The following is a 25,756-nucleotide window of genomic DNA, read 5'->3' on the forward strand; positions in this document are numbered from 1 at the left end:
CTTAAGAGTGACGGCGAACCGTGGGTTGTTTAGGCCGGTCCGCCGGTGCGGCTGATTTAACGGCGTTGGTTGGCCCTTTTTTCTCGTTGGTCGAGTCCGAATTCTGCCGCGCGTTACCAGCCGGTTTTTGCTCAAGATTACCCGTCTGGTTTTGCGTTATTCGGGTCGCTCCATTTTTTGAAACAACGCTGGTATCCGTTTGGGTCTGGGGCTGGAAGCGGGCTTTGGCTTTCTCCAATTCATGAGGCTTGGCTTCCTGTAGGCGAATGCCACCGATAGGCGGATTTCTTTCCAGTTTCGTCAGTAATCGGGCCTGTTCCGACGGTGATAACAAGGTGTTGTCTTGCGGTTTCATCGTAAGGGGCAAGTATGCCTTTGAAACCCCATCCTTTTTGACCGCAATGGAATCCGAGTAAGTCAGTTCTTTAACTTTTTTACGCTGTTCAAGTCCATCCCCCGTTTTTACGTCGAGGGTTGTATTGAGCCACTTTTGATTGTTCTCTGGCGTCAGCGATTTGAGATAAATCACAAAACCCTGATTCGGCTTATCCCCACTTGCCGGCTGAGGTTGCAAAGGGCCTTGTTTGATGTTCTGCGGGATCGTTTCCCGCTGCTTTTTGCCGATACGATCCAGTCGAAACTGCCCCTCCACCGCCGAGAATTGTAGCGTTGCCGCATAGGGCTTTTTATTCTCATCTAGCAGCCCCGTTAACTTGATTTGTTTACCGTCGCGCAGCAGCTCCTGTTGCTGGGTGGTCAATGGCTGACCCTTAACCTCAGCGGGCACTTTTATGGATTCTTTATCAATGGTCCGCAGTAGTTTAGCTACCGGATCATAGCCGACCAGAACTTCCCGTTTGGTAGCGGTTTGAGCATCCGTGTACTCAACGGGTCGGTTAGCCATGCCTGTCCTTTGCAACCGCATAATGTCCTCTGTATATAAGTTAAGCCCCTTCGGGACAGACAATGAGGTTTTGAGTTGGGGTGGCTCAATGTGAACCTGGGGCCCTTTACCTGGAATCTCAATGAGCAGCAGTTTTCCCTGGGCTGGGGCTACTATACCGTTTCTGTCCTTTATGGTGAAGGATACGTTCGGGTGCGTAGCATAGCCATCCAGTAATAATGCTTTGTTCAACGGATCAATTGATTTTTCTGAAATGCCCAGTTTATCCATCTGGGGCTTGATCTGTTCCCAGCTGTAGCGCTTTTCCTGGTTCACGTAGGCGGCCTGCTGCCGAAATGTTTCAGGTACAATGGGTTGGGTCGTGGCTTGTTTATCTGAGGCCTGGCTATGAGCCGTTGCCGCGGATACGGTTGGCTGATGAGCTGCCGTCGACTTGAGTCCATCCGTAGCTAATACCCGTGCCGGCGAATTGGTAACAGCAGTTGTAGTACTAGTTTCTGAAGGTCTGGTTTGCTGACGCGACTCCAACCGGTCGAGCAGTTTTATAGCCAGCTTGTCCAAAAAATGATCCATTATCCGGGACACCATCGATTTTGGCCCAGCTTCTGGTGCTGTGGTCTGGCCGTACTGACGGGTAGTAGTATCCACGCTTACTGGCGGTCCAGGCCGCTCTGAATCGACTTGTTGAGACCGGGAATTGGGGCTTGCCGTTGGTTTTGGGTCAATCGGTTGATTGGCCGTCACTTTCTGAACGTCGGCCTGGTTGATTCCCGCGGGACGCGTTCGCCGTTCGAGTTCCCGAATTAATTCCTCCAGTGACAGCTGATTGGCTTTCGATGAACCATCCGGCGTAGTTGGCTCGTCGGTTGGCTTCCGCTTGAAACCAAAGTTCTCTCCCTTAAACAGTTTGTCCATCAGGTCCTGAACAATTTTGTAATTATTCAGAAAATTGGACACCATACCCCCTTCAGTTAATTTCAATTGAAGGATTTTCGTTAATAAACCCCCTGATGATTCTCCTTCGTCAGCTACCCGTTTGGCCGGTGCCGGATTGGGCCCTTTTTCGCCGGGCATAGGCAATGATGCATCCCCTTCCGCTACTGAACGACCAGGTAGGGCGGGCGATTTTACCGAATCAAAAGCAACATTAGCGGGCTTTACGGTTGTTTCCTTAGCATCCTGATCCGTTGGAGTATTTATCGACCGTTTTTGATCCTGAACAGGTTCCGTTGAGTCGAACGCTTTTTTAAGGCGCTCTAACAAATCAATGTTCTTTACCGCTTCACCCGGTGGTGGTAAGGTTAGCGGCGTTTCGCCCGATTGATGATTTCGAACCACATTCATCAAACTAACCATGTCAATCGGCGTACTAGGTCCGTGGTGTACTACGGCTGGAAACTGTTGCGTTGTTTCTTTCAACTCCATCAAGTAATCCGTAACCCGCTGCTGCACCTCAGGCTGTCTGGTCGTATCTAACTTTTCGACCAATTGATGCATTTGCTGCCGAGTCGTATTTTCGTTGAAAATCGCTCGGGATATTTCCTCATTGCTTAAATAGTTATCGCCTTCTAGGTACTGTCGTAATTGACGAGCGTGGGCCGGCAATGCCAAACTCATTTCTGTTGTTTGAATACCCTCTGCGATCCCTAACTGCGTGGCATCGGACCGGCTCCGTTCACTGGCCATGTCAACGCGCCAGCTTTGTGCATCCATTGGCAGTAGTCCTTGATCCTTCAGCCCCTGACGAATCGGCTCGTCCACTAAACCCGGTAATTCAATACTCCGGGTGTACAGGAGTTCGAACTGGGGATACATCTCCCCCTTACGGGCTACAGTCGTATCAACGACTGCCTCACTAACCGGCTTTAGCGCATGGGCTGGTATTTCCCCTGCGTAATCGTTTAGGTAGCCAGTTATTGAGGCCGGAATCTGACCCCGTTGAAGGCCCTGCTGTTCAGCATCAGATAAGGGATTTTGCTGCTGCTGAATGCGTTGCTGGCGAAATGGCTCCAGCAATTCCTGCATGATCGGGTCCTGGGTGTAAAGCACGGTTCGTAGATCATCGGACGGCCGGGCATCCAGGGGCTTTCCCACGGCGGCGGCGCGTTCCTGGGCGGCCATATCATTGTTGATGATCGTAGCCAAGGGAACGTAGAGATTGGCCGGTAGTCGATTGTCATTTTCTTGCCGATAGGTTAAAATCGGCTGGGGCAATTGGCCCCGCTGGGCAAAAGCCGACAGCTCAGCAACCGTCAGGTCAAGGGCAGGTTCTGTAACGGGTTGAGGTTGCATCTTGGATCAGTACGTTAAGTGATTTATGCAAAAAAATGGTCAGTATCTAATCAAGATGTAATAATACAATACAGAAAGTTGGATAACTTTGGGAATGAAAATCATTTTTTTTTCGGTCACGTTTCGCCGCTTATGACTTACTCGCTCAGAACTTTCATTTTTTGCTTTTGTATCAGTTGCGGAGGGGTATTGGGCCCGGCTCAGGCTCAGGTCATTTTTAAAGTGGATTCACCCATTAAGCGCCATCAGCCCCTGATGCCTCAGCCTCAAGAAGCCCTCGAATTTGCGCTCCCTATGGTGGATGAGGTGGACTCATCGGCCAATCCAATACCTGAGCAAAACGCCATGGTTAACTCCCCAAAGCGGGATAGTCTTAGTGGATACGGGAAGCGATTATCCCCTCCCTTAAATCGTCCGGTTAACCCCAAACAATCATTTTTGGTAACCTACATGGGTAGCCCCCTGAAAAGCGATACCAGTTCTCAAAGTCGGTATCGATTAGCGCCTATTGAGTATACTGCTGCCGATTCAAGTAAACGGTATCGCTTGGACAATCGGACACTGGCCCCTCGACGGTTTGTCGATCAGGATTCGATTATGGTTGCGATTTTGGAGGATTCCTTACGGCGTATCCGTCAACAACTGATACCTCTTGGTCAGACAGATAAAGCGTCGGCTCAATCAGCCTTTGATTTATACCGGTCCATTCCATCCATATTACCCGTTCGACTTCGCTCTTATGAAGACTTCCGGATTTCATCTGCGTACGGACTACGCGTTCATCCCATCAGTGGTCGCTTACAGAATCATGCCGGTATTGATTTACCTCAACCTCGCTTTACGGCGGTGTATGCGACGGCCGATGGCGTTGTTGACCGGGTTGTCTGGCAACCAGCCGGGATGGGGCTGGCTGTTTATATTGTTCACCCCTCCGGGTATCAAACCGGCTACGGTCACCTCGAAGACCATTCGGTACTCGTGGGAGAGGTTGTTCGCCGGGGACAAGTAATTGGCCGGGTTGGATCGACAGGCTTAGCCACGGGGCCACACCTTCATTACACCGTTTTAGCGGGTACCCAACCTGTTAATCCGGCTTCATACTGTTTTTTGTTACTCAATGCGTTAGACGAATCTAAATCCAGCGTTTCCCGTTCCGGCCGGTCATCCGTTTATCAACGGAGAAAGTAGTATAAAGGCTCTTTTTCGACAGACCGAAAAGGCATTCCTACCGGATAAATTAAGCCGTCGGTATGTTAAAGTGGCGACAAGTACCTTTCGGGCTACCCCGTTCCGAATGCTGAATAAAAAAGGCACTTGACTAGTCAAGTGCCTCTCTGAACAGGTTTAGCTTAGGGGTTAATTATCCACGGCGTATTCATCGTTTACTGCGTCATACTCCTCTGTATCCTCATAGGTGGCTTCTTCATTGGCAGCTTCTCCCGTTAAATAGTTGGGATCAGCAGTGCGCAGATCCCGTAGCAAATGACTGTTCGGTCCCTGACGAATAGCGTCTAATTCTGTTTTGATCAGATTCGTTACCTCGGTCTTCACTTGTTTAAACTGCTCGTTCATCATGTCCTGCACCTGTTTGTCACTCAGGTTTTCGTAGGCTTTAAGGGCCGGTATCTCGGGGAGCTTACTTAGCTCTTCGATCATTTCTTTATCGACGACGATCTGCGCATGAAATATTTTTTGCTTGATGGTTGCGTCAAAGTTGTCCGCTATCGATCCGACAAACCACCCCTGGGACAGGTTGCTGATTTTACTTTCGGGAATGACCGAATCCATGGCCGTCGAAAAATTAGTTGTTGTTTCTTTCTCGGTCACGTTAAAGCTTTGACGCTGCTGTACGTTTTTACCGAAACGACTCGATAGATTTTTGGCCGTTTCTCCGACAACCTGTCCACTGAATATGTTGCCAATCGTGTTAAAAATTGCTTTTGCTTCTTTATCTCCGTAATCCCGTATAAGCTGAGTCAAATCCTGTAACCCTAATAAGGTAGACACTTTATTAGAACGAGCCGTGGCAATCAGGTTATCCAACCCTCGCATATAAATAGTGGGTAGCTCATCAACGATGATGGAGCTTTTCAGTCGGCCTTTGCGGTTTACAAGCTTGATAAGGCGGGCATTGTAGAGCCCCAGGGCTGCTCCGTAGACCGACTGGCGGTCAGGATTATTACCAACACAAAGAATTTTGGGAGCATCGGGATTATTAATGTCCAGGGAGAAATCATTGCCGGTCATCACCCAGTAGAGGCTGGGAGACGCCATGCGCGATAAGGGAATTCGCGCCGATGCAATTTGACCTTCTAACTGCTCTTTTGCCCCGTTTTTTAAGGCGCTGAAGAACGGCTGAATTAAATTCTCAAGTTCAGTCTCAGCCGCCATTAAGGGAAATATCTCTTCATAATCGTGATTGGCGAATTCAATAATGTGCGGAAACGTACAGTAATTGATATGATCCGCAACCCCTAGCTTTCCCCGCTCCGATTCAGGAAGTGTGTCTAAAAAAACCTCAACCTGACGGTCATTGAACCGTTTCATGTACCAGATGCAGGACATCAGAAATGTTATCGGTGACTCGACAAAGAAGTCGCCCTGCTTTTGTAACCAGCTTTTATTCAGATTCAGCAGGATAGTAGCACTAGCCTCCTGGGCATCAATGATGTCAGTCATAAGACGGGGTAAGAGTGGATTACACCGATGAGAGCGACGGGGGTCGTCAAAATTGATCGTGTAAAACCGGGGTACTTTGCCGTACATCTTCTTATATACATCCTGATGTTTGAGTAAGTAGAAATAAGCGATGCGCGATAAGTCGGGAAATTTGAAGTCGTAGATAAACATCGTAAATCCTTTTTGTATCTGCTGGCGAATGTAATTATTGACTACGGCAAAGGATTTCCCGGAACCAGGCGTTCCCAGGACCATCGCCGCCCGAAATACGTTGACAACATTAATCCACCCCTTGTAAAGCTTTTTTTTGTAGGTGAACAGGGTGGGGATGTTTACGGAATATTCATTGTCGACCAACTCTGTTTCTTGCATGAAGCTCTCGTTCTCTTCATTGAACGGGTCATCGCCCATTTTTAAATTGATGATACTGTCGGCAATGCCCGCCGCCTTGATCAGGGTTAAATAACCCGACACGGTTGATAGGACGTATAACAGGTTAATTGTATTGTAGCTTAGAGTCCGAAGAGTCAACAGCAGTGCGCTCCCAAAGTAGAGGAGAATACCAATCAGTCCGTACAGAAAGGCATCGTTCCAGGTTGCCGTAATATTCTTTTTGGACTTATTCCCCAGTACATAGACAAGTAATAAAAACAGCGCTGCCAGCTTGGAATACCACACTTGCTCAAATATGTGCGTCGAACTGTTCAAGGAGCGAATGAACCGATCCAGTAAGCCCAGGGGTATCCCTAACTGCTGAAAAACGTTGTTACAGAAAACATAAAAATGAAATAAGAGGACTGCATACCCCATAAACATGATGGTGTTCAGGATACCTCTGTACTCTTTGTCCTGTTCTTGTGAATTAGCCATGACGATAAGACTTGTTTTGATTTACAATTAAGAATAATCCCGCTGCTGACTAGCCCGATGGCTTTGCGCAAGGGTTAGCGCAGCTTGTGGCGCTGCCGTTCCTGCTGAAGTAAAACCGTGACTTCCTGTTGAATTGCCGCCATATGGTCATTCAATCGCTGGCCAAGCTGCTGATCTGTCAGCATAGCCAGTTCAGGATTTATAGGTAGTTCAGCGAGATTCTCCGCAAGCTTTGCTTTTCTGGCAGTCACCTGAGCGAAAAAAACGGGGTGCGTGGGAGGAGCATCAACCTGCGTAGCTACTTCCCCGGCAAAGCAGCCATAGGGTAAAGCGTTTAAAGTGGCGGATGATATACGGGGTGCTTGCGTTGCGTTCGGTTTAACGAAAAAGGACCAGCTTTTGGATGGTTTTACTGTTTCCAGTCGCTTTGTCAACCGATCAGCGATTTGTTGCGCTGAGGTGCCCCGCACTTGTCCGGCCAGTATCGTTCCACTCATGGTAAAGAGAGCCTGAGCTTTAACTTTGCCATATTTGTTTTCAAGTTGAGTAAGATCCTGAACCGATAAGCAGAGGGCAATTTTATTGAACCGGGCCGTGGCTAACAGACTGTCAAATTCGCTTAAATAAAGGGTAGGAAATTCGTCGAAGATTAACGCACTGGGTCGTTGATGGGGATGATTGACCTGTTTGGCCAGCAAGTGTGAAATCAACGCTAATGGGACAGAAAACAAGTGGCCCGAGGCTGGATCGTTTCCCAGACACAGTATTTTAGGATTACTCGGATTATTGATATCTACCAATGCTTCACTCCCTGTCATAATCCAGTAGAGCACCGGATTTTTTAAGGTGGACAGGCTTAGTTGCATCACCTTCAACAGCCCCTCCATGTGTTCACGCGTATCATTTGCATCAATGTTGGTTATGGCTTCCATCAAATGGGCCAGCTCGGGCTCGGCCTTGAGTAACGGAATGATCTCTTCGGTAGGCCTTGTTGCAAATTCAATGATGTGGGGTAGGGTGCAGTAGTTAAAGCGATTTGATTTAGTGGCCGCAGCTCGTTCTTCAGTCGGCAACCTATCTTCATAATTCGCTTCCTGCCGATCGTTGTAGCGCTTCATGTACCAGATACAGGCAGTTAAATAATTGATCGCCACCTCAACGAAAAAATCTCCCTCCCCCTTCAGACTCCAAGATCTATTTACATTGTACAGTAGGTTTTTCGCGGCTTCTAAGGCTTCGAAGCTATTGGTGAACCGCTCGGCCAAAAATGGATTACAACGCGACGAATAACGGGGATCAGTAAAATTGATGGCATGAAACGAAGGGCTTACTCCCGATTGGTTCGTCGTTTTTTTCAGATTGTCAATGTAATGCGTATAAGCCAGCCTGCTTAGCTCAGGCGATTTATAATCGTAAATGGCCATCGTGAATTCTTTCTCCAAAAGCTGATGTACAAAATTTTGGACAAAGGTTTCGGTTTTACCTGTTCCGGGTGCTCCTAAAATCATTGTACCCCGAAACAGATGTGTCAGGTTAATCCACCCTTTTCTGACCTGATTCTTATAGCGCCAATGGGTCGGAATATTAACCGAACACGCATTGGCAATTCGGCGGGTTTCCTGGTTGAAAGAATCAATCAGCTCGTCGGCTTGTGTTGCTGAATTCATCATGATACATTGGATTTAAACTGGAGAAGATAAAGTGATTTATCACGGCTCAGCACCAAATACATTGGTGAACTGGTATGAAGATTTAGTTGAAGAAAGTCGGTACATCCGTCCGTGAATAGCCCGCTTGATTACGTAATTCATGGACGCTCCCGTAAATGGGCAGGCCTGTAACCAGGTAAGCTATACACCGATTCGACAGAAGCTCTTCTCGATCCTTGCGGCCATACGGATGAAATCTTGACATAAAGTACCTGTTTGAAATACGCTATAACGCAGAGCATCCTACACCTTGGTTACTGGCTTTCTCAAAATTGACTCTTGTCAATCACATATCTCTAGAGGGTATTAAATTATTTTTTTTTCGGTCACAATCATCATAAATAAAGTTAATGACTACGGCCTCGACGTCTCACGGGCGTAGCCTCGCCAACTCGTTTTTTCTTGGGCCGAATGGCACTAGCCGACTCACCCAGTATATCCAAGAGTCCTTTCTGGGGAGCCTGGTTTTCAAATCGGTCCAGCAGAGATTGTAAACTGTCACTGGATGAAGATTGCTTCAGCGAAGATGAACTAGTAGACAGCGCGTAAGGCTTTGAGCTGTCGAGTGCTGGTTGCGAGCCTGACGTTTGGCCCTTGGTCGGCTGACGATTGGCTCGTGGTTGACTCACTAGTTGATCCAATAAAAGTTGGGGCTCTCGAATTTGGGATAGATGAGGAAACCGGTCATGGACTCGTTCAATCAATTTATTGAGCCTACCGGGTTCAACGTCGCTATCAACGGCCCTGGCTAATGACCGCATCCGTTGGGCGGCAACTGAATCGGGCGCTGGCCAGGCCCCTTCGAGTACATAGACATTCTTTCCCGGTTGAGAAGGGAATTGGCGGCTAAAGGTCTGAGCAATTTCGGGCGGCACCGCTACGTAGCTGGCGGGGTCCGTTTTATAGTGCCCCATTCGGAATACCGGTCTGTTCGTAGAATCAACTTCCTGTTTGATTAAGAATCCCCGTTGATACAAGGCTGATAGATGCCGTCGGGCGTCACCAGGCCGAGTTGTACCGGGTTCGCCGAATTGTTGAGTGGTGTCGCTTAAAACTTGGCTCCCCCGTTGTTCATTGTACCATCGTTGAAAGGTTGGCAGCATCGGCTTGGGCAGAATAATTTCTACGGCTGGCAGCGTTAGACTGGCCACCTGCTGACGAGTTAGACGGGAGAAATCGTTGCCCTGACTGATGGCCCGTAGTAGGGCTTGATCGGCCGCGTTGAGACGGGGGCTTATAAGTTCATTAGAAACGGGACGGCTAAAGTTAGTTTGTTCGGAAGGGGTTAGAGTATAGAACCGGCCGGGATGGGTTGAGTGTTCACCTTCTTTTAGCCGCACTTGCCCGGATTCAGTTCGTTGCCAGATCAAGCCTAGTTGCGTGGTAATCTGGTAGCGTTGCTGAGCAGTTAAATCCGCTTGTTGTAAAAGTCTTACCAGGTCCTGGCTTACGGTGGATACTGGTTGAGGGATTACTGGTTTGGTTGGTAAGCTGATCGCTTTGTTTGCTTCCGGCGTTGCATTATTTCCTGCAGTTGATTCCAGTTGAGCCTGTAGCTGAATTTGTACCCTCATGGCTTGCTCCATCACCGAACCCGAACCCGGTGAATAATTGGCCTGACGATGCCACCGGCCAAGCTCTCCCTGCATCAGTGCCGTATTGTTGAGGTCTATTGCCTGGCTCATGGAAACCAGACTGCGCCCCGCCGACGATTTTAACGTTTGGGTTTGATCCGCTAGTGTGGGTATGGACTCTTTCTGTAATCGACGAGCCAATGCATCTGGCACGGGAGTAAATCCGTCTGAGCGGGTTAAATAGTGTCCCATTCGATAGGCACCACTGGCTAACGCGTCGATGACAAAACCTCTGGCCTGAAGTTGAGGAAGTAGGGGTTTTTGGTCGTTCAGGTGAGTACTTACCTGATTGGCATAAGATTTATTTAGCCCTATTGAGACATGGTCAAATCGCGGGCCGATGGCCGCTTTGAGGTGAGCAGCCGATACCTGGTAAAAGCTGATCGGGTCGGGGGGCATTTGTCCACTGGCCAACGCCCCATACAGCAATCGTTCCGGTTTAGTTAGACGACTTCGGAACGCGAGTGAGGGCCCCTGATCCTGTTGTAGCTGTTTTTGAACAGACAAGGGTATAACATAACATAGCTGTGCGTCTTCCCGGTGCGTCAGTGTTCCCTGATCAACCGTAAGTACGAAATCAGCGGCCGACAGAAACGCCCGTTTACTGGCAGCCGATAGTGGAAGCTCGCTGGCCAGCGAAACGAATTGATTGGCGGTCTGGCTAAAATAGGCCTCTTCTTTTGACCGGATCTCGGGTAATTGACTTTGTTTATAGGCTTCAAATTGAGTGACTGCCTGCCGGGCGGATTGGGGATTAACCCCCTCCTCTATTAACAAGTCGGTCAGTAGCTCATGGGGAAACTGGCGGATGAGTTGGCTCTCAAAAAAGTAAGGCTTTTTACCATCAACACCTTGCTGCCGTACCTGCTGATAAAAGTGACTAACACGTCGACGCAGGGCGAGTTCCTGGGAAGTTGGCTCCGTCTTTTGGCTTTGCCCTTTTATCGGCTCGCCGGATCCAGCTGAGCGCTTAGTTCGTGGTGGTTGATCGGTGGTGCTTGGGGAGGATGCCCGAACTCGGTTTTGAAGCGTGTCAAGCCGAACACTCCGGTCAGTAAATGCGGCTCGTTGAACCAAGCGGGTATAGGCTGGTCCAAGTTCATTTTCACCGTATACATTGCGACTTTTATGATCGACGTACATGTACTGCTGTCCCGTATCGATCACCTGAATGCCGGCGCTTCGTAACTGAGTTCTAAAATCCGCTTCACTCAGTTGGCTGTACGATCCCAGACTGCTGTGAATCCGTTGGCGCGTAGCTTCTTTGCCACTACGGATGCGGGTAGCATTCTGTTTGAATTTGCGCTCCAGCCGCTCGTAAGTCGGTGCAAACGCAAAACGACTGGCTTTAATGGCCGGGCCAATCGCTTCCCCCCGTTGATCGTTCGGCCCATTGTATAATTGAAACGTAATGCCCTTATAGGGCTTTCCGTCAGCTGCCACGCCACTTAACTGATTCATTTGTACCCGGTGCTGGTGGAGAAACTCAGAAAAGGTCAGCACATTGGAAAAATTATAATCTGTCAGGGCCGTACGCACCACGTTACCGATCGCTTTTTTAGCTTCGGGTTCTTTATAGCCAAGGATTTGTTCGGGTAACAACCCATTCATCAGTAGCTCTTTTCCTTGCTTCTCGGCTTCAACTAAGCCATATTCTTTTTCCAGAGCCTGACGGACGGCATTGCTACGTCGCTGTTGATGGGAATCAGAAATTTTTTTTCCTTGGAAATCGACCGATACAGAAACAATGTGAATGTGGGGATGATGAGTATCCTCGTGTCGATAGATCAAGTAGGGCTGTTCGCCATAGCCCAATCGGTCCATGTAATTTTGTCCGATTTCACTTAATTGATGATCACTAAATTTCTCCGAAGGATGAAACGCTAATGATACGTGAAATGTGGGTTTGCTTATGTTTTCATTGCCCCGCGCATAACGTTCCAGCTCGTTAATTTTTTGCTTGACCGGTAGTTTAGCTTGATCATAGGCAACCGCATTAAAACCTCCTAAAAAACGGGCTTCTCCGTGAGCTACTTTATACTCATTGTACAACACGGCACCAGCCGGATTGGCTCCTGTGTTTATTCGGGCCACCATGAGTTAGGGGTTTAATTTTTCGCTGAATAAATCCGCCTGTCTATACTGTTGATCGCTCCAGTGAATCAGCTTTGTTATGTCAATTAACAGCTCACGCTGCTGTGTTATTTCGCCTCGCACCTCGTTGGATAGATAGATATTATTCAGGCGTTTGACGGATTGATTATAATTTAACCCAATGGCCCGTAATTGAATGACAAATTGGTTTAGCAATTTGATACATTGATCCAGCCGCTCAATTATAGCTTTTGGCTCTTCTTCTACGCTAAGCTTTCGTGAGGATTCCTCATTAATAGTCCAGGCAAAAAGTCTATGTTTGGCAAACTCATTTCGGGATATTTTCTTAGTCAATCGCTGATGTTGCCAGGCCTCGTGAAATGACCGGGCTTCCCCGTCAGTCAGATGGAGGTAAATTCGATTCGTCTTTTTAAGAGCTACTTCTTTGGTTGGTCTCCCGCCTTTATTACTCTTTTTCCGACCGGGATTCTCGGTTACGATTGACCCTTTGTTGGCTGACTTCATAGGACTGAATTGGTTGCTAAGACAAAATCGATTCTCGATTACGGGGCGGTTTTGGTGAGCGGTCAGGGCTGAATGTGTTAACGAAGCCCTATTAAACCGCTTTTTTTAGCCTCGCAGAGCAAGATTCGTTTGAAGCGGTAAAAACGCCCGTAGGAAGAGTTTTTTGCCGCGAAAAACACATCTTGCTTTCGCCGTGGCGAACGGGTTTTCCGGCGAGAAAAGCCCCCGATGGGCGAAAAAGCCAACAAACCCTTTTTTTATAAAAATTGCGTATGACTGAACCACAAAATGCTACCAGTCGATCCGCATCTCAAAGGTAATGTGTCTTCATTTATCTTAAAATATATCCGCTTAAAAAGTAGTGACCGAAAAAAAAATAATTTTACAGCTTTGTATAAGAGTGGTATGACTAGGTTTACTTTTGACTAAAACAGGCAATAATCGTCTATTCCAGCATTCTGGTAGGATAGCTAGGAGGCTAGGAGGCCAGGATAGCTAGGGAGCTAGAATAGCTAGGAGGTTAGGGGGTTAGGGAGCTAGGGAGCTAGGGAGCTAGGATAGCAAGGAGGTTAGGGGGCTAGGGAGCTAGGAGGTTAGGAGGTTAGGGGGCTAGTAGGCTAGGATAGCTAGGGAGCTAGGATAGCTAGGAGGCTAGGATAGCTAGGAGGCTAGGGCGTTAGGAGGCTAGGGTAGCTAGGACGTGAACTTGTATGTTTTCTGCTGGAATTAATAATTCATAGTTAACGGTATAAGTAGCATCTAAAGACTTAATTTCTAGTCAAATGTTTTTAAAATTAATTTAATCAATAAATACAATAAGTCATGACTAAAGTAATCAGTTTTATGTCCCAGAAAGGGGGTACAGGTAAAACCACCTTATCTATTTTGACAGCTACCTTTTTGCATTCTATTGGCGCTGGAGTTGCCGTAATTGATGCAGACTTTCCTCAACACTCTTTTACAAGAACACGAACAAAAGACATCTTAGACTTAAAAGAAAAACAGGGCAAAAAACAAGGTGAAAACTTAACGCTGGTTGATTCCCAGATAAAACCTTACCCTGTCGTTGATGCAACTGTCAAAGAAGCAACAGTAGCCTTGAAAAGCATGAAAACTAGTCAACAACTTGACTTTATTTTAATTGATATTCCAGGTACGTTTAATGTTGAAGGCATTGATTATTTGATCGATTCATTAGATCTAATAATAGTTCCAGTTGAACTTGAGTATAAATCTATTACGGCGGCTATGGAAACCATGTCTATGATTCGATCCCTAAATCCCAAAGTGAGCATCAGCGTAGTATGGACTAAAATTAAAAGGAACCATAAAGTTGCAGAACGCCAAGCTTATGAAGACTACTTTAAATCCAAGTTTAACCCTTATATTTTTAAGTACATGCTACTGGAAACGGTTAGAGTAAGCCAGCTGCTTAATACCATAACTCCGCAGCCTGAATCTATAAGTGAATTTGTAGATGAAGCTGGTACAATGCTCTTAAGCATAGAAGGTAAAACTGCTTTAATGAATTAGTTAGTATGGGAAAAGTAACATTACCGCCTCTGCCTGGAGTAGAACCCAAGGGTAGTATTGCCACCTATTTATCACAAGTGCGTCAGAAACGCACTTATGATGCATCATCTTCAAACGATCATGGAGGTGAAGCGACTTCCATGGTAGAAGATCAATCGTTCACCGAACTGCTTGACTCCCCTATAAATTCTCCCGATAAAGCTGGCTCGACAACGCCTGTTGAACTCCAAGGTCAAAGCTTCGGTCCGATTGCCGTTAATAATTCGGCAGACAGACGTAATGAGGAATTGTCCAAAATTTTGGACAATTCCCCTAGTGAGCCTAAGCGAGTTAACAATGCTGGCAAAAAGGATACGGCATCTCCGATGTCTGTCGATAATGAAGCTGTTGAGCAGCGCCAGATGACGCCTAAACGTTCCCGCATTAGGACTGATGTGGTTTCAAGTACTCCCCTGCCCATTGTCAAACTCATAAATTCGTTGCCCAATAGGTTTGCAGCGGGCTACTTTACAAAAGGAGAATCGAAAGTGCGTCTTACAGCAGAAATGGCTGATTTAATTCAAATTATTGTTGACTCTAACGGAAGGATTGAGCAGCCCAAATATTTTGCGGATAATTTAGTAAACTATCTCTTAAAAGAGTTTTTCATAAAGTACGCATCCGACATTGAGCAACTCAGCATAGAACAACAAGAACGACAACGTATTCAACATCAGAAAAATTTGACTTTGATTAAACAGACTGAAAACAACTTGACCTGAAAATAATGTATGCTCCCTTACTAATTAAATTTAGTGCGATGTGAGTTTTGTCAAACCACTATTTATAGTCAAGTGATGATTAACCGCTGATCGGTTAAACGGTATCGACATTTTAAACTTTTTGCTAATGAATTTACTAGGGTTTTTAGCTATCATCATTTCCGTTACCGGCCTGATCTGGCTACTACAAATAATTTTTAAAGGAAAAGAACGGATCGATATTAATCTATCCGTTGGTCGTAGAGCTACCTCTTCATCCGAGATGCCCACGAACTTAGCTGATTCGAAAAAAACCCATCCGGGCATCCCCCAAACAGAACCAAATTCCATATTGGGTGAGGTTGTCAGCATAGGTAGTAAGATACCCTCATCAGCTACGTCAACTGCTGATTCTTCAGCATCCACAAATCCAATCAATGCTACTCCTAGGTCGCATCCTACCGAGTCAAATGGAACAGACCCGGATGCATACCTGCATAAAGCATTTGAGGACGAATCATTTGAGGAACATACTAACGAATCGCTTTTGCAAGAGGTTGCCGGTGGCCAGCTCACGCCGCCAATGGGTCAGCTGACTTTATCTGGTTTCGGCAGCATTGCCTCACAACTTCCCTCAGATAGCTTTGACAAGCCTCAAAGTTCGGAGCAGATAGAAGCGATGTTTGCTGTGTTAAAAGAAAGCACCCGGCGTATAGAGCAGCAAATGATCGCCCTGTATGAGGTTCATCGCTCCATGCAAGCCAATCAAGACACACCTTCCAACTTGGCTCAGTCCACTCTAGAAGACCAAACAGCTAATGATGCTGGTGACTATGATTTTGGCGCGGATGATGACGATAATGACAATGAGCACTCATTTGGGGGCGGATTAAATACGCAGCTGACAACGAGTACTCCAGATGAGGAATCACAAAGTGCTCCGGCCACTGAGTTTATTATGACGATGGACGAATTATCCATTCTGGTACCGGCTGGAACAATCCAAACGTTCGATGCATCGGATGTCTTGGAACCAGCACCTGAGATACGGCATGAAGCGCTGCCTTATTTCGCTAACTTAAATAAAACCGGGGAATTAGGTTATGAAGTGGTGGAAGCGATCAAACGCAAAGCTCCCACACGTGAGGTCAGGCATCGCGTTCGTCAGGTCATACGAGCCATTGACCACTTCAATCTAAATAGCGATGCAAATGCTGCTCTACGGTTGACGGCTGTATTCCGGCACTTGCCTGAACACTTAGGAGAATATGATGATGATGTTGCTGCTATCGGGCGAAAGTTTGGACTAATTGAACCCGCTAGTGAACCGGCTTCAGTAGAAGCTGATTAAGAGTACACACAATTTTTTTTCTAAAAGTGTGACCGAAAAAAAAATAATTAAAGGCTTTTGTTTTAGGGTACTTTCGAATCAATACTTTTGAATCAAGATAGACGGGGGTCTATCTCCATTGAATCAAACCTTTCATAGTCTTATGAAAAAACTTCTTGTAAGAGGGTGGAATACCCGAACTCTGGTAATCACCTGCGCGCTCCTGAGCATTGGCGTGTATGCCATGGCGGGTGGAACAGCGACGGCTGCAGCTGGTTTGGAACAAGCCAATACGGGCATTCGGGCCATGTGGCCAACGGTACAAAAGTTAATGTTCACCGTCATGGCGATCATCGGTCTGGTCGGTGCTGCGTCGGTATACGGAAAATGGTCCAATGGTGATCCTGATACCCGAAAAGCCGCTGCTTCCTGGTTCGGTGCCTTGATTTTTGCCGGACTGGTCGTCGTTATACTGGGTGCGGTTTTTACTCCAGGTTGATATGGCTCACCGATTACCTAGGTCACAATCGCCGAACCCTGCCTGACGGTGGGGTTCGGCGTTTAAAGCTGACTCCAACAAGCATCCTTTCACTTCTTAATGGTATCCTCATGTTGACTAGGCCTTGGATTTTACCGCTGGTTCTTTTGTCCCTGCTCTTACTGACTTGTTCGGATGTCTGGGCGGGTGGCGCGCCTCCCACAGCCGTAGCCAAAGCTACGTATCAGATATCAAGTGCTTATAAGGCCATGAAGATTCTAGGCAGAACAGTGGCTATGATCTGCGCGATGATCGGCTCGGTAAAGGTTTATAACAAATTTCAGATGGCTGATCCGGACATGTACCGATCCATATTCGCCTGGATATTTGCCTGTCTGTTCTGCCTGTACTTCCCTTACTTCTTTGATCTGCTTTTCCGCTAAGACGCACTATGTATCAAATCAATAAAGGTGTCGATCGCCCGCCCGAGGTACTCGGAATCAGGGGCATGAATTATTTGATCTACCTGGCGGGTGGCACGGTTGGCGGCATGGTGGTGGCCACCATCGCTATGCTCATCGGCGTACCCGCCGTGTATGCCTATGGCGTCATGTTCGTCATGGTTTTTTTAGGCTACAATACGCTGGCCTCCTACAGTAAAAAGCATGGTGAACGGGGACTATCCAAATTCAATGCGCGGAATCGGTATCCAACCGTCATTCAGGTGCGCAGCACCCGGCCTTACCGGGATATGCTTATCAAGCGAGAGGTGAAAACGTCAACCTGGGATCGATTTAAACTAAAACGCAACTAAATCATGGCCCAACGCACAGAAGACTTAATGAAGTATTGGCCTCTGCGGTCAATTGAGAATGACTGCATCATTTCTAAGATGGGCGATATTACCGTCTGTTATGAAATGACCTTACCGGAGATCTACACGCTTTCCGCGCACGTCACGGAAGGTGAATTCCGGGTTGAAACGGGTGACTTCCGGGAATTAAATGAAATGTGGGGTAAGGCGCTCTCGGTTTTGCCAGAACACTCTATTTTTCATAAACAGGACTTTTTCACGGTTGACACCTATGACCCGACGCGGGTAGAGGAAGGAGGGTTTCGGAATACATTTCTGGATAAAGCATCGTCCCGGCATTTTCACGAGAGACCCTACCTCAACCACCGCTGCTATTTATACCTAACGAAAACATCCAAGCGGGCCGTGTCCACCATGCAGACCAGCCTGGTGTCCGGTCGGTTTCTGTCTAAGGAGATTTCAGACCCCATCAAGCTGTCAGAGTTCTATTCAGCCATCGAACAGTTCGTCTCGATCATCAATTCAACGCGCAACGTGAGCATGCGCCGGCTGGCGGGTGAAGAAATCTATCAGAAAGGTGATAAGCCGGGTATTCTCGAACGCTACATGAGTCTGGAGGCTGAAGCGGATGTGGTACCGCTGTGTGATATACGTCGCGGAGAGGATCTGATGATCGGCGATAAGATTGTTAAATATTTCTCCCTTTCAGATATTGAAGACTTACCGGATACCGTGTATACCCACAACGCGGTGAGTGCGCTGTCCACGGAGAATTCAACGGTATCGGTGGGCTTTGCTGCTCCCGTCAGTTTAATGCTGGGGGTCAACCACGTGTATAACCAATATATTTTTAAAGAAGATCGTAACGAAATCTTTCCGCAACTGGAAGCGCGGGCTACCCAAATGACCGCCCTGGCGTCCTTCACAAAAGCCAATGCCAGTAATGCGGCCAAAATAAACGATTACCTGCATTACGCGGCCGACACCGGTTACCCGCCCGTTAGGGCACACTACAACCTGCTGGTGTGGACAAATGATAAAGCGGATCTGCCACAACTGCGCAACAAAACCAACGCGGCAATCGCCAAGATGGGGGTTCGGCCCCGGGAAAATTCGACTACTGACAGCTTATCCATGTTCTGGGCCGGGATTCCAGGCAATGCGGCCGACTTACCTGACGAAGATAAGTTCTGGACATTTACCCCCCAGGCACTGTGCTTGTTAAACGAAGAGTCCGTCTCGCCAAACTCGTATTCAAGCATGGGCATCCGGGTAACCGATCGGCTATCAGGCAAACCGCTGTATGTTGATTTTTCGGACGCACCCATGAAGCGAGGCTGGATCACTAACCGGAATAAATTTATTCTGGGTCCTTCCGGATCGGGCAAAAGCTTTTTGACCAACCACTTCCTGCGGTCTTATTTCATTCAGGGAGCCCATATGGTGATTGTCGACGTTGGCGACTCCTACGAAGGACTATGCTCGATGTTAGGCGGAAAGTATCTAACGTATAAACCGGAAGCGCCCATTACATTCAATCCCTTTTTCATAGAAGGGCGTGCCAGACCGGACATTGAAAAATTGGAGTCGATCAAGGCATTGCTGCTTTCACTGTGGAAAAAAGAGGAAGAAAACCTGAGCCGGCTGGAGGAGACCGCCCTGTCACTAGCCGTCAATGGATACTTTTCCCATCTGGAACTCAACCCGGAGATTTTCCCCTCGTTCAACTCCTTCTTTGAGTTCCTTAAAGATGACTTTAAAAAGGCGCTTGATAGCCGGGGGATTACCGCTAAAATGTTTGATTATGACGCCTTCATTGTCGTTATGGAACCCTTCTACCGGGGTGGGGAATATGATTACCTGCTGAACTCAGCGGATAATCTTGACCTGACCAATGAACGCTTTATTGTCTTTGAGCTCGATAATATCAAAGATAACGCCATTCTGTTTCCGGTGGTCACCATCATCATCATGGATACATTTATTACGAAAATGCGCACGCTCAAAGGCATTCGTAAAATTATTCTTATTGAGGAAGCCTGGAAAGCCATTATGAAAGAGAAGATGGCTGAATACATCAAGTACTTGTACAAGACGGTTCGTAAGCATTTTGGTGAGGCCTGGATTGTGACCCAGGACATCGACGATATCCTGGGGAATAAGATCGTTAAGGACTCGATTATCAACAATGCGGACACCCGTATTTTGATGGATCAGAAGAAGTACAAAAACCGGTTTGAGGAAGTAAAGAAGTTCCTGGCACTGACCGATCAGGAAAAGAACCTGGCCCTCTCGGTTAATCGCGATCTGAATGCAACCCGGAAATACAAAGAGTTCTTTGTGAGCTTCGCGGGTCAAATCAGCCTGGTTTATGGACTGGAAGTGTCCGTCGAAGAATACCTGGCGTTCACCACCGAACAGAGTGAAAAAGAGGCCGTCAAAAAGCTGGTAGCGGAGAACGGGGGCAATTACGATTTAGGTATCCGCTCCTATCGGGAACAGCATGGGTAAGCTGGCCGACTGCATCGATTATGTCCAATCAGTTTACAACATCCAATCGTCTATGAAACACTTACTCATGCACGGGCTTCTGGGGCTCCTGCTAGTCTTGATGGGCCCGGTTTCGGGTTACGGGCCTGCGTTTGGCCAAACGACGGACCCCGTTTCAACAACAGGATCATGGAATCCTTCGACCGACCCATTGTTCAACCCCAATGATCCCTCAACCTGGCCCCCCTCCTATGACCCAAGCAAACCAGGTTCGCTAAGTATGGCCCCGGGAAATGTTCCCAGTGTTGATCCCATCGGCGAGCATCTTGGCGATGATGGTACAAGTGGCTCAAGCAGCTTTGGTTCGTTCGTTGGTCAAAAGGTCACCACGTATGCCGATAAGGTAAAATCGGAGGTCGAAAATTTGATTGGTGAGTACGAAGACCAGATTCTTCAGGGATTAACCGATGCGCTGGAAGGCTGGCTGATGAGCCAACTGCAGAGTTTGCTCGGAGCCTCCCCGATCCGAAGCGTCGAGGCCCTCAAAAAGTTAATGAAAGATGCTTACACAAAACAACAGAAGATAGACTACCAACAGTTGAAAGTCGATTTCGCCGAGCAGAAGGGTAATACCGAGCTAAGTGCCGGCTTCGGCGATTACTATAAAACGCTGCATTTAAAAGAACACGCGCAGGCGGTTGAGTATACGATCAAACAGATCAATTCCATGGCCAGCAATAAGGTGTTTACGGCCGGAGAGCAATCCCAGTTACAAGCCCTCATCGGTGGACTATCGGATATGAGTGATATCGTCAATGAAGTCAAGTTTGCCACGAATCACTCGTCCTCCACGGCTTACATGGCCGAAGCAGACCGAATCCGGACGTTGGATGAAGCGTATAAGCGTATTCTCGACCGCGAAAAACGGGCTCAATCGGTGAAGGCCAAAGTCAAGGCAGTCTTCGTCTATCGAATGAAAGATGCTCAGCGGGATACGACGCTGGATGATCTGATTGGCACCGCAGACACGGGTGGTAACGATGGTAGTCCGCGGGTGCGTCGAATTAAATAAATCAGTCCTCATCGCTAACTCTCTACGATCATGCGTATTCCAAAACTACACGTTTCCGGCCCAAACAGCAGACGGGGTTACTTCTGGCTTGGCTTCTTTCTCCTAACCTTATGGGTATCCCCGGTTCACGCTCAGGTGTATGATCCTAGTAATCCAACGCCGGGGACGGGCTACACGATCAACGATCTGCCCGATCCGATGTACGTTCATACAGACTGGGGCTCCTCACTCGACGTCCAAACGAAGGTCGATAACATCCTGCGCGTACGAGGCGGTGAGATCATGAGTGGCTTACAGGATTACCAGGTTGAGCTGACCGATATTTTAATTGATAAGCTCAAGGACGAACTCGTCAAGATGTTTGCCGATATGATGCCCATTGGCTCCATGGCAGAGAAGATCATCTCTGCGTATCAAAAGAAAAAGGACGAAAATCTGGCGAAAGCAATCGATCGGGTGAAGGTCCTGTCGAGGAATTCCCTCAATAAGCAATTGAAAACCAAGTATCAGGATTTTAAGGTCAATTACGCCCGGATGAACGCTAAATGGAAAAGCTTACCTGAACTCAAAAATTCGGTGGCCGATCACTTGTCGGAAAGTGAACACGATAAACTATGGGGCGAACACGTGGTGGTCATGGATGGATTCAAAGATGATGATACCCACAGTAAACTGAAGTGGCTTTATCCGGAAATCGATCCAAACGCGCCGGGAAATAAGGTAGAGCATGGTTGGCACGCGTTTGTCTCCGATGCCATCGTGATGGATGATGCAAAAAAATATAAGGAACTACTTATGGCCATTTCTAACAAGGAATATGACAATGATGCCATGGAAGAAAAGGAAATGGTGGCTTATTCTCACTATGACCGGATGGTGATGAAGCGGGCGATACTCGACCGTATGCGAGAACGGGTGCGTAACCTACAGGGCATCAACAAAAAAGTCAATCAACACATACAAGGCAGTATGCGAAAAGATCAGCGTAAGCAATTGACGGATGCATTGGGCGGTAAGGATACCTACATGCCACTACCCAAAAAATAAGTACCCCAAGCGGGCCATAAGCCCAACTGATCACCTTTTTTTCAATTCCCATGCAAGATTCAGTTGTTCAACAACTCGACACTTTAGTTAGCCAATTGCTTACGCAATACAGCTGGTTTATTGGTCTGGCCCAAGCCATTGGCGGTTTAGGCGCGCTTTGTTACGTGTTCACGCGGGTATGGGGTCATTTAGCCCGCAATGAAGAAATCGACATTGTGCCGCTGTTTCGCCCGGTAGCGCTGGCTATCTGTTTGATGAGTTATGGTGGTATTGTGAACGGCGTTACCTCCTTAAGCGGAGCGCTTAATGAAATGACCCAACCCTTTATCGACAGCCAAAAAACGCTGGTCGATAATCTAACCAAGCAGAAAAAGACAGCCGTAGCGGCCAAACGACAAAAAACGCTTGGCCTGATCGATACAGATCATGACGGGGAAGAAAGCTGGATGGAGATATTAAAGGCAATGTTCGATGCGGATAGCGCCACCCAATTTGGAGCCGATATGATGAGTTACTCGGTCCAGAATGTTGTCGATCAGCTCATGACGACACTTGGAGAAGTACTCTACCTATTTGCCTTTTTATGCCTTAAATTTTTAGTCAGCTTCTTCATCGTGGTTTTGCTCATCACCGGTCCCATTACGTTTGGGCTGGCCACGTTCGAATGGTTTTATTCCGGTCTGGCGGCCTGGTGTACCCGGGTAATCAACATGCTGATGTGGATTCCTATTACCAATATTTTATCGGGTATGCTGGAAAGCATTCACGTGATGATGCTGCGTAAAGATCTGCAACAATTAGCGGCTTCTACCGACAGCACCTTTACCCTCGATGATTTTACCATGGTTATCTTTTACCTCATTGGCACCGTGGCGTACCTGACAGTGCCGATGGCCGCCAGTTGGGTCGTTGAATCCAGCGGAGCCGACCAAGCCATCAGCAAGACGCTGGGCGGGGCCAAGGCGGGCGGGGGCGTACTGGGTGGCGTCGGTGGCGTTGGCGGTGGCGTTGCCCGAAGTGCAGGTCGCAGTGTTTCGGGTGGGTTCGAGCGAATCCGCGAATGGAACAGCAAACTGCCTACGCTCAATAAGATTTAAATATTCACTTATTCCTTACTAAAAGTTTATGGAAGCTCCTCATTTCAGATCATTACACAACATTGAAACCTCGTTCAAGATGATCCGCACCGTCATGTTTGCGGTCATTTTGGGTACGCTCCTGCTGGCCAGCGGCATTGCCTGGTGGGCGTTCGATATCACCGAGAAGTCGCGTTCCCGGGTGTACGTTATGGAAAACGGCAAAAGCATCATGCTGGCGCTGGCTCAGGATCACAATGTAAACCGGAGTGCAGAGGCCAAAGACCACGTCCGTACTTTCTTACGGTTATTTTTTGACCTGGAGCCCGACAATCAGCAGATCCGTAAGACCATTGAAGAAGCTTCCTACCTGGGCGATGAATCTGTCGTCAGGCTTCACAAGGATTTTACCGAAAAAGGCTACTATTCAGACTTGGTACAGGGCAACGTCCACCAAAAGATTGAGATTGACCCGGAATCAATTCAGGTTAATATGACGCAAAGCCCCTATTATTTCCGAGCGAAAGGCAAACAACTACTCGTTCGGGAATCGACCGTCACCTACCGTAATCTGGATGTAGAAGGGTTTCTAATCGACGTTCAGCGGACCGATCGCAATCCGCATGGCTTTATGATTGAGCGGTTTCACCCGCTGGATAATTCCGATATCCAGACCATCACCCGTAACCAATGAGACAGCCGATACGTCGCCGTAACGGGCATCCGTTAGAACCCGGTACCGCTCTAGCCCCTCAGCCCCGGTGGCTGTCAAGTCCATGGGTTGGAAAACTAAACAACTCCTACCACCTGGCGACCAGTTGGGTAACCAGGTGGATCACGCTTCGAATCCGAAGCTGGGAAGGCCAAACGTCAGTTAGCCAGCGTCGCCGGCAAGTGCTGCTATTCTTTGGCCTGATTGGACTTTTCTGGCTCATTCGGTTGCTCTACCTGTTTTATCAACTGCCCCCGCTCTCCGCTTTGGTACCAGCCCTTGGCCAATTGGCCAAGGAAGCCAATGTAAGTCAATCTACTACCCGACGGGAATTGTCCAGTGATTCGACTCACAAAGCCGACTACTTGAAAGCCCGGTCAGGCGTGACCCGCCGTAGTCCGGACCAGCTCCCTCAACAGAATAAGAACTAGTCTTTATTTCTAACCAACAATGGAAACGCAAAAACGATCACTAAAAGATTTATTCGGGGACAAACGATTCCTGTGGAGTATCCCAGTGTTTTTAGTCCTGGTTGGGGCTTTTCTGTGGGTTGTTTCCTCTTCTCCCGAGAAAGAAGCGCCCCAGCAGACACCTTCGGTAATCAACACCCGGGTCCCCTCGGCCAAAACCGATACGTCCTTAAGCAAAGCCAACAAGCTGGATTTGCAGACGGAAGCTGCCGTGGGTGAAAATCCACAGGCATCGAACATGCAGGGAATTCCGGACGCACAAGAATACGTATACGGAAGCCGTTACAAAACCCCATCGAGCCGGTCAATGAGTCACTTAGATTCAACTGTCTACGAAACCAATCGACCTTCCCGGCGAAGTCAGTCCAGCGCGGGCGCATTTCCCGAGGTTGTCAATCACCGGTCATCAGGTAGCCGCGGCTCCTCTTCACTTCCGCTAACGGAATCCGATAGCCGTCTCGACGATGACGATGCTCCCATCACCTCGCCCCAGCAGGCTAAAGAACAAGCCGATAAAAAAGCGAAGTTGCAGATGGCACTCGACAAGCAGGCGAAGCTGGAACGGCTGTTAACCGAATATAAACAGGATAAGGCGACGCGCGAAGCCCGGGAACAGGACAAAACTAAAGCACTTAAAGTCGTTACCGACGAGGAGGGGCGTATGGCTGTTCCGATCACTTCGTTAACTGGCCGTGATTATACCGGGCGCAATTCTTTTTTTGGTTTGTACACGGAAGATGCCCGTAAAGCCCAGCAGCGGTTGTTGGACGCTGAAGTAGGCACCATTCGGGCGATGGTTTATGGCGATCAGGAAATCAGTAGTATGGGCTCGCGCATCAAAATCCGTCTGCTCGAACCGCTTTATATTCGGGGTATCGTTATACCCGCCAATACCCTTTTATATGGTATGGGACAGTTCGCTGGTCAACGCATCAATTTATTGATTCGATCCATTCAGTATCAGAATCGTTTATTTCCAACCAATATCCAGGTGTACGATATGGATGGCATGGCTGGCCTTTACGTGCCAAACATGACGAATCTGGATCTGGCCAAACAGACGGCCGCGCAGGTTGCGCAAAGTGGTGGTGGAGGTGGCCTGGGGGGTGGGCTTTATGTCAATTCGTCGCCGAGTGCCGTTCTGGCATCAGCCGGACTACAGGCGGGTCAGCAAATTACCCAGGGGGTAAAGCAAGGTCTCGCGCGGAAAGCGCAAATGCAGCGGGCCTATCTTAAGAACAATTACTTCGTACTGCTGCGTACCGTCGACCGCACCGAACAAGGGGG

20 protein-coding genes are annotated in these 25,756 nt (G+C 48.0%); 14 read left to right on the plus strand and 6 right to left on the minus strand.

Annotation, left to right across the window (positions count from 1 at the left end; translation table 11 throughout):
• Nucleotide 1: 1 nt before the first annotated feature.
• Nucleotides 2–3,196 (minus strand): DUF3945 domain-containing protein, encoded by a 3,195-nt coding sequence (locus tag ACYVAM_RS29405; protein WP_461073742.1) that lies wholly within the window; start codon nucleotides 3,194–3,196, stop codon nucleotides 2–4.
• Nucleotides 3,197–3,451: 255 nt separating this feature from the next.
• Between ACYVAM_RS29405 and ACYVAM_RS29410 the strand changes: the two genes are divergently transcribed.
• Nucleotides 3,452–4,384, plus strand: a complete 933-nt coding sequence (locus ACYVAM_RS29410; RefSeq protein WP_297369735.1) for a M23 family metallopeptidase — start codon at nucleotides 3,452–3,454, stop codon at nucleotides 4,382–4,384.
• 168 nt (nucleotides 4,385–4,552) lie between these two features.
• On the opposite strand, the gene ACYVAM_RS29415 is transcribed toward ACYVAM_RS29410, so the two are convergent.
• From ACYVAM_RS29415 to ACYVAM_RS29435, 5 genes are all read right to left on the minus strand, one after another.
• Nucleotides 4,553–6,745 (minus strand): YWFCY domain-containing protein, encoded by a 2,193-nt coding sequence (locus ACYVAM_RS29415; RefSeq protein ID WP_297369728.1) that lies wholly within the window; start codon nucleotides 6,743–6,745, stop codon nucleotides 4,553–4,555.
• A 74-nt stretch (nucleotides 6,746–6,819) separates the two neighbouring features.
• Nucleotides 6,820–8,415: a type IV secretion system DNA-binding domain-containing protein gene (locus tag ACYVAM_RS29420; protein WP_461073743.1), complete on the minus strand. Its 1,596-nt coding sequence runs from the start codon at nucleotides 8,413–8,415 to the stop codon at nucleotides 6,820–6,822.
• Nucleotides 8,416–8,497: 82 nt separating this feature from the next.
• Nucleotides 8,498–8,659, minus strand: a complete 162-nt coding sequence (locus tag ACYVAM_RS29425; protein WP_461073744.1) for a hypothetical protein — start codon at nucleotides 8,657–8,659, stop codon at nucleotides 8,498–8,500.
• A 142-nt stretch (nucleotides 8,660–8,801) separates the two neighbouring features.
• A complete protein-coding gene (locus ACYVAM_RS29430; RefSeq protein ID WP_461073745.1) occupies nucleotides 8,802–12,185 on the minus strand; it encodes a relaxase/mobilization nuclease domain-containing protein in 3,384 nt (1,127 codons plus the stop codon).
• Between the two features lie 3 nt (nucleotides 12,186–12,188).
• The gene (locus ACYVAM_RS29435; protein WP_297369719.1) at nucleotides 12,189–12,707 is read right to left on the minus strand and encodes a plasmid mobilization protein; all 519 of its coding nucleotides are present in this window, start codon (nucleotides 12,705–12,707) and stop codon (nucleotides 12,189–12,191) included.
• An 822-nt stretch (nucleotides 12,708–13,529) separates the two neighbouring features.
• Between ACYVAM_RS29435 and ACYVAM_RS29440 the strand changes: the two genes are divergently transcribed.
• The 13 genes from ACYVAM_RS29440 to traM all read left to right on the plus strand — a co-directional run.
• On the plus strand, nucleotides 13,530–14,240 hold the full coding sequence (locus ACYVAM_RS29440) for a ParA family protein (RefSeq protein WP_297369716.1): 711 nt from the start codon (nucleotides 13,530–13,532) through the stop codon (nucleotides 14,238–14,240).
• Between the two features lie 5 nt (nucleotides 14,241–14,245).
• Nucleotides 14,246–15,001, plus strand: a complete 756-nt coding sequence (locus ACYVAM_RS29445) for a hypothetical protein (RefSeq protein ID WP_461073746.1) — start codon at nucleotides 14,246–14,248, stop codon at nucleotides 14,999–15,001.
• Between the two features lie 127 nt (nucleotides 15,002–15,128).
• On the plus strand, nucleotides 15,129–16,331 hold the full coding sequence (locus tag ACYVAM_RS29450; protein ID WP_461073747.1) for a hypothetical protein: 1,203 nt from the start codon (nucleotides 15,129–15,131) through the stop codon (nucleotides 16,329–16,331).
• A 142-nt stretch (nucleotides 16,332–16,473) separates the two neighbouring features.
• Entirely contained in the window at nucleotides 16,474–16,809 is a 336-nt protein-coding gene (locus tag ACYVAM_RS29455) for a DUF4134 family protein (RefSeq protein WP_297369708.1), read from the plus strand.
• 146 nt (nucleotides 16,810–16,955) lie between these two features.
• Nucleotides 16,956–17,231, plus strand: a complete 276-nt coding sequence (locus ACYVAM_RS29460; RefSeq protein WP_297369706.1) for a DUF4134 family protein — start codon at nucleotides 16,956–16,958, stop codon at nucleotides 17,229–17,231.
• 8 nt (nucleotides 17,232–17,239) lie between these two features.
• A complete protein-coding gene (locus ACYVAM_RS29465; RefSeq protein WP_297369703.1) occupies nucleotides 17,240–17,602 on the plus strand; it encodes a DUF4133 domain-containing protein in 363 nt (120 codons plus the stop codon).
• 3 nt (nucleotides 17,603–17,605) lie between these two features.
• A complete protein-coding gene (locus ACYVAM_RS29470; protein WP_297369700.1) occupies nucleotides 17,606–20,113 on the plus strand; it encodes a TraG family conjugative transposon ATPase in 2,508 nt (835 codons plus the stop codon).
• A 52-nt stretch (nucleotides 20,114–20,165) separates the two neighbouring features.
• The gene (locus tag ACYVAM_RS29475; protein ID WP_297369697.1) at nucleotides 20,166–21,164 is read left to right on the plus strand and encodes a hypothetical protein; all 999 of its coding nucleotides are present in this window, start codon (nucleotides 20,166–20,168) and stop codon (nucleotides 21,162–21,164) included.
• Nucleotides 21,165–21,194: 30 nt separating this feature from the next.
• The gene (locus tag ACYVAM_RS29480) at nucleotides 21,195–22,211 is read left to right on the plus strand and encodes a hypothetical protein (RefSeq protein WP_461073748.1); all 1,017 of its coding nucleotides are present in this window, start codon (nucleotides 21,195–21,197) and stop codon (nucleotides 22,209–22,211) included.
• 50 nt (nucleotides 22,212–22,261) lie between these two features.
• Nucleotides 22,262–23,308, plus strand: coding sequence for a hypothetical protein (locus ACYVAM_RS29485; protein WP_461073749.1), 1,047 nt, complete (start codon nucleotides 22,262–22,264; stop codon nucleotides 23,306–23,308).
• A gap of 28 nt (nucleotides 23,309–23,336) precedes the next feature.
• On the plus strand, nucleotides 23,337–23,981 hold the full coding sequence (gene traK / locus ACYVAM_RS29490; RefSeq protein ID WP_100990270.1) for a conjugative transposon protein TraK: 645 nt from the start codon (nucleotides 23,337–23,339) through the stop codon (nucleotides 23,979–23,981).
• Nucleotides 23,978–24,430, plus strand: a complete 453-nt coding sequence (locus tag ACYVAM_RS29495) for a hypothetical protein (RefSeq protein ID WP_297369684.1) — start codon at nucleotides 23,978–23,980, stop codon at nucleotides 24,428–24,430. Before traK ends, ACYVAM_RS29495 begins: the two co-directional genes overlap by 4 nt.
• Before the next feature lie 19 nt (nucleotides 24,431–24,449).
• On the plus strand, nucleotides 24,450–25,756 hold a 1,307-nt coding region (traM, locus tag ACYVAM_RS29500), incomplete at its 3' end, for a conjugative transposon protein TraM (protein WP_461073750.1).

This window comes from Spirosoma horti (genome assembly GCF_054776595.1).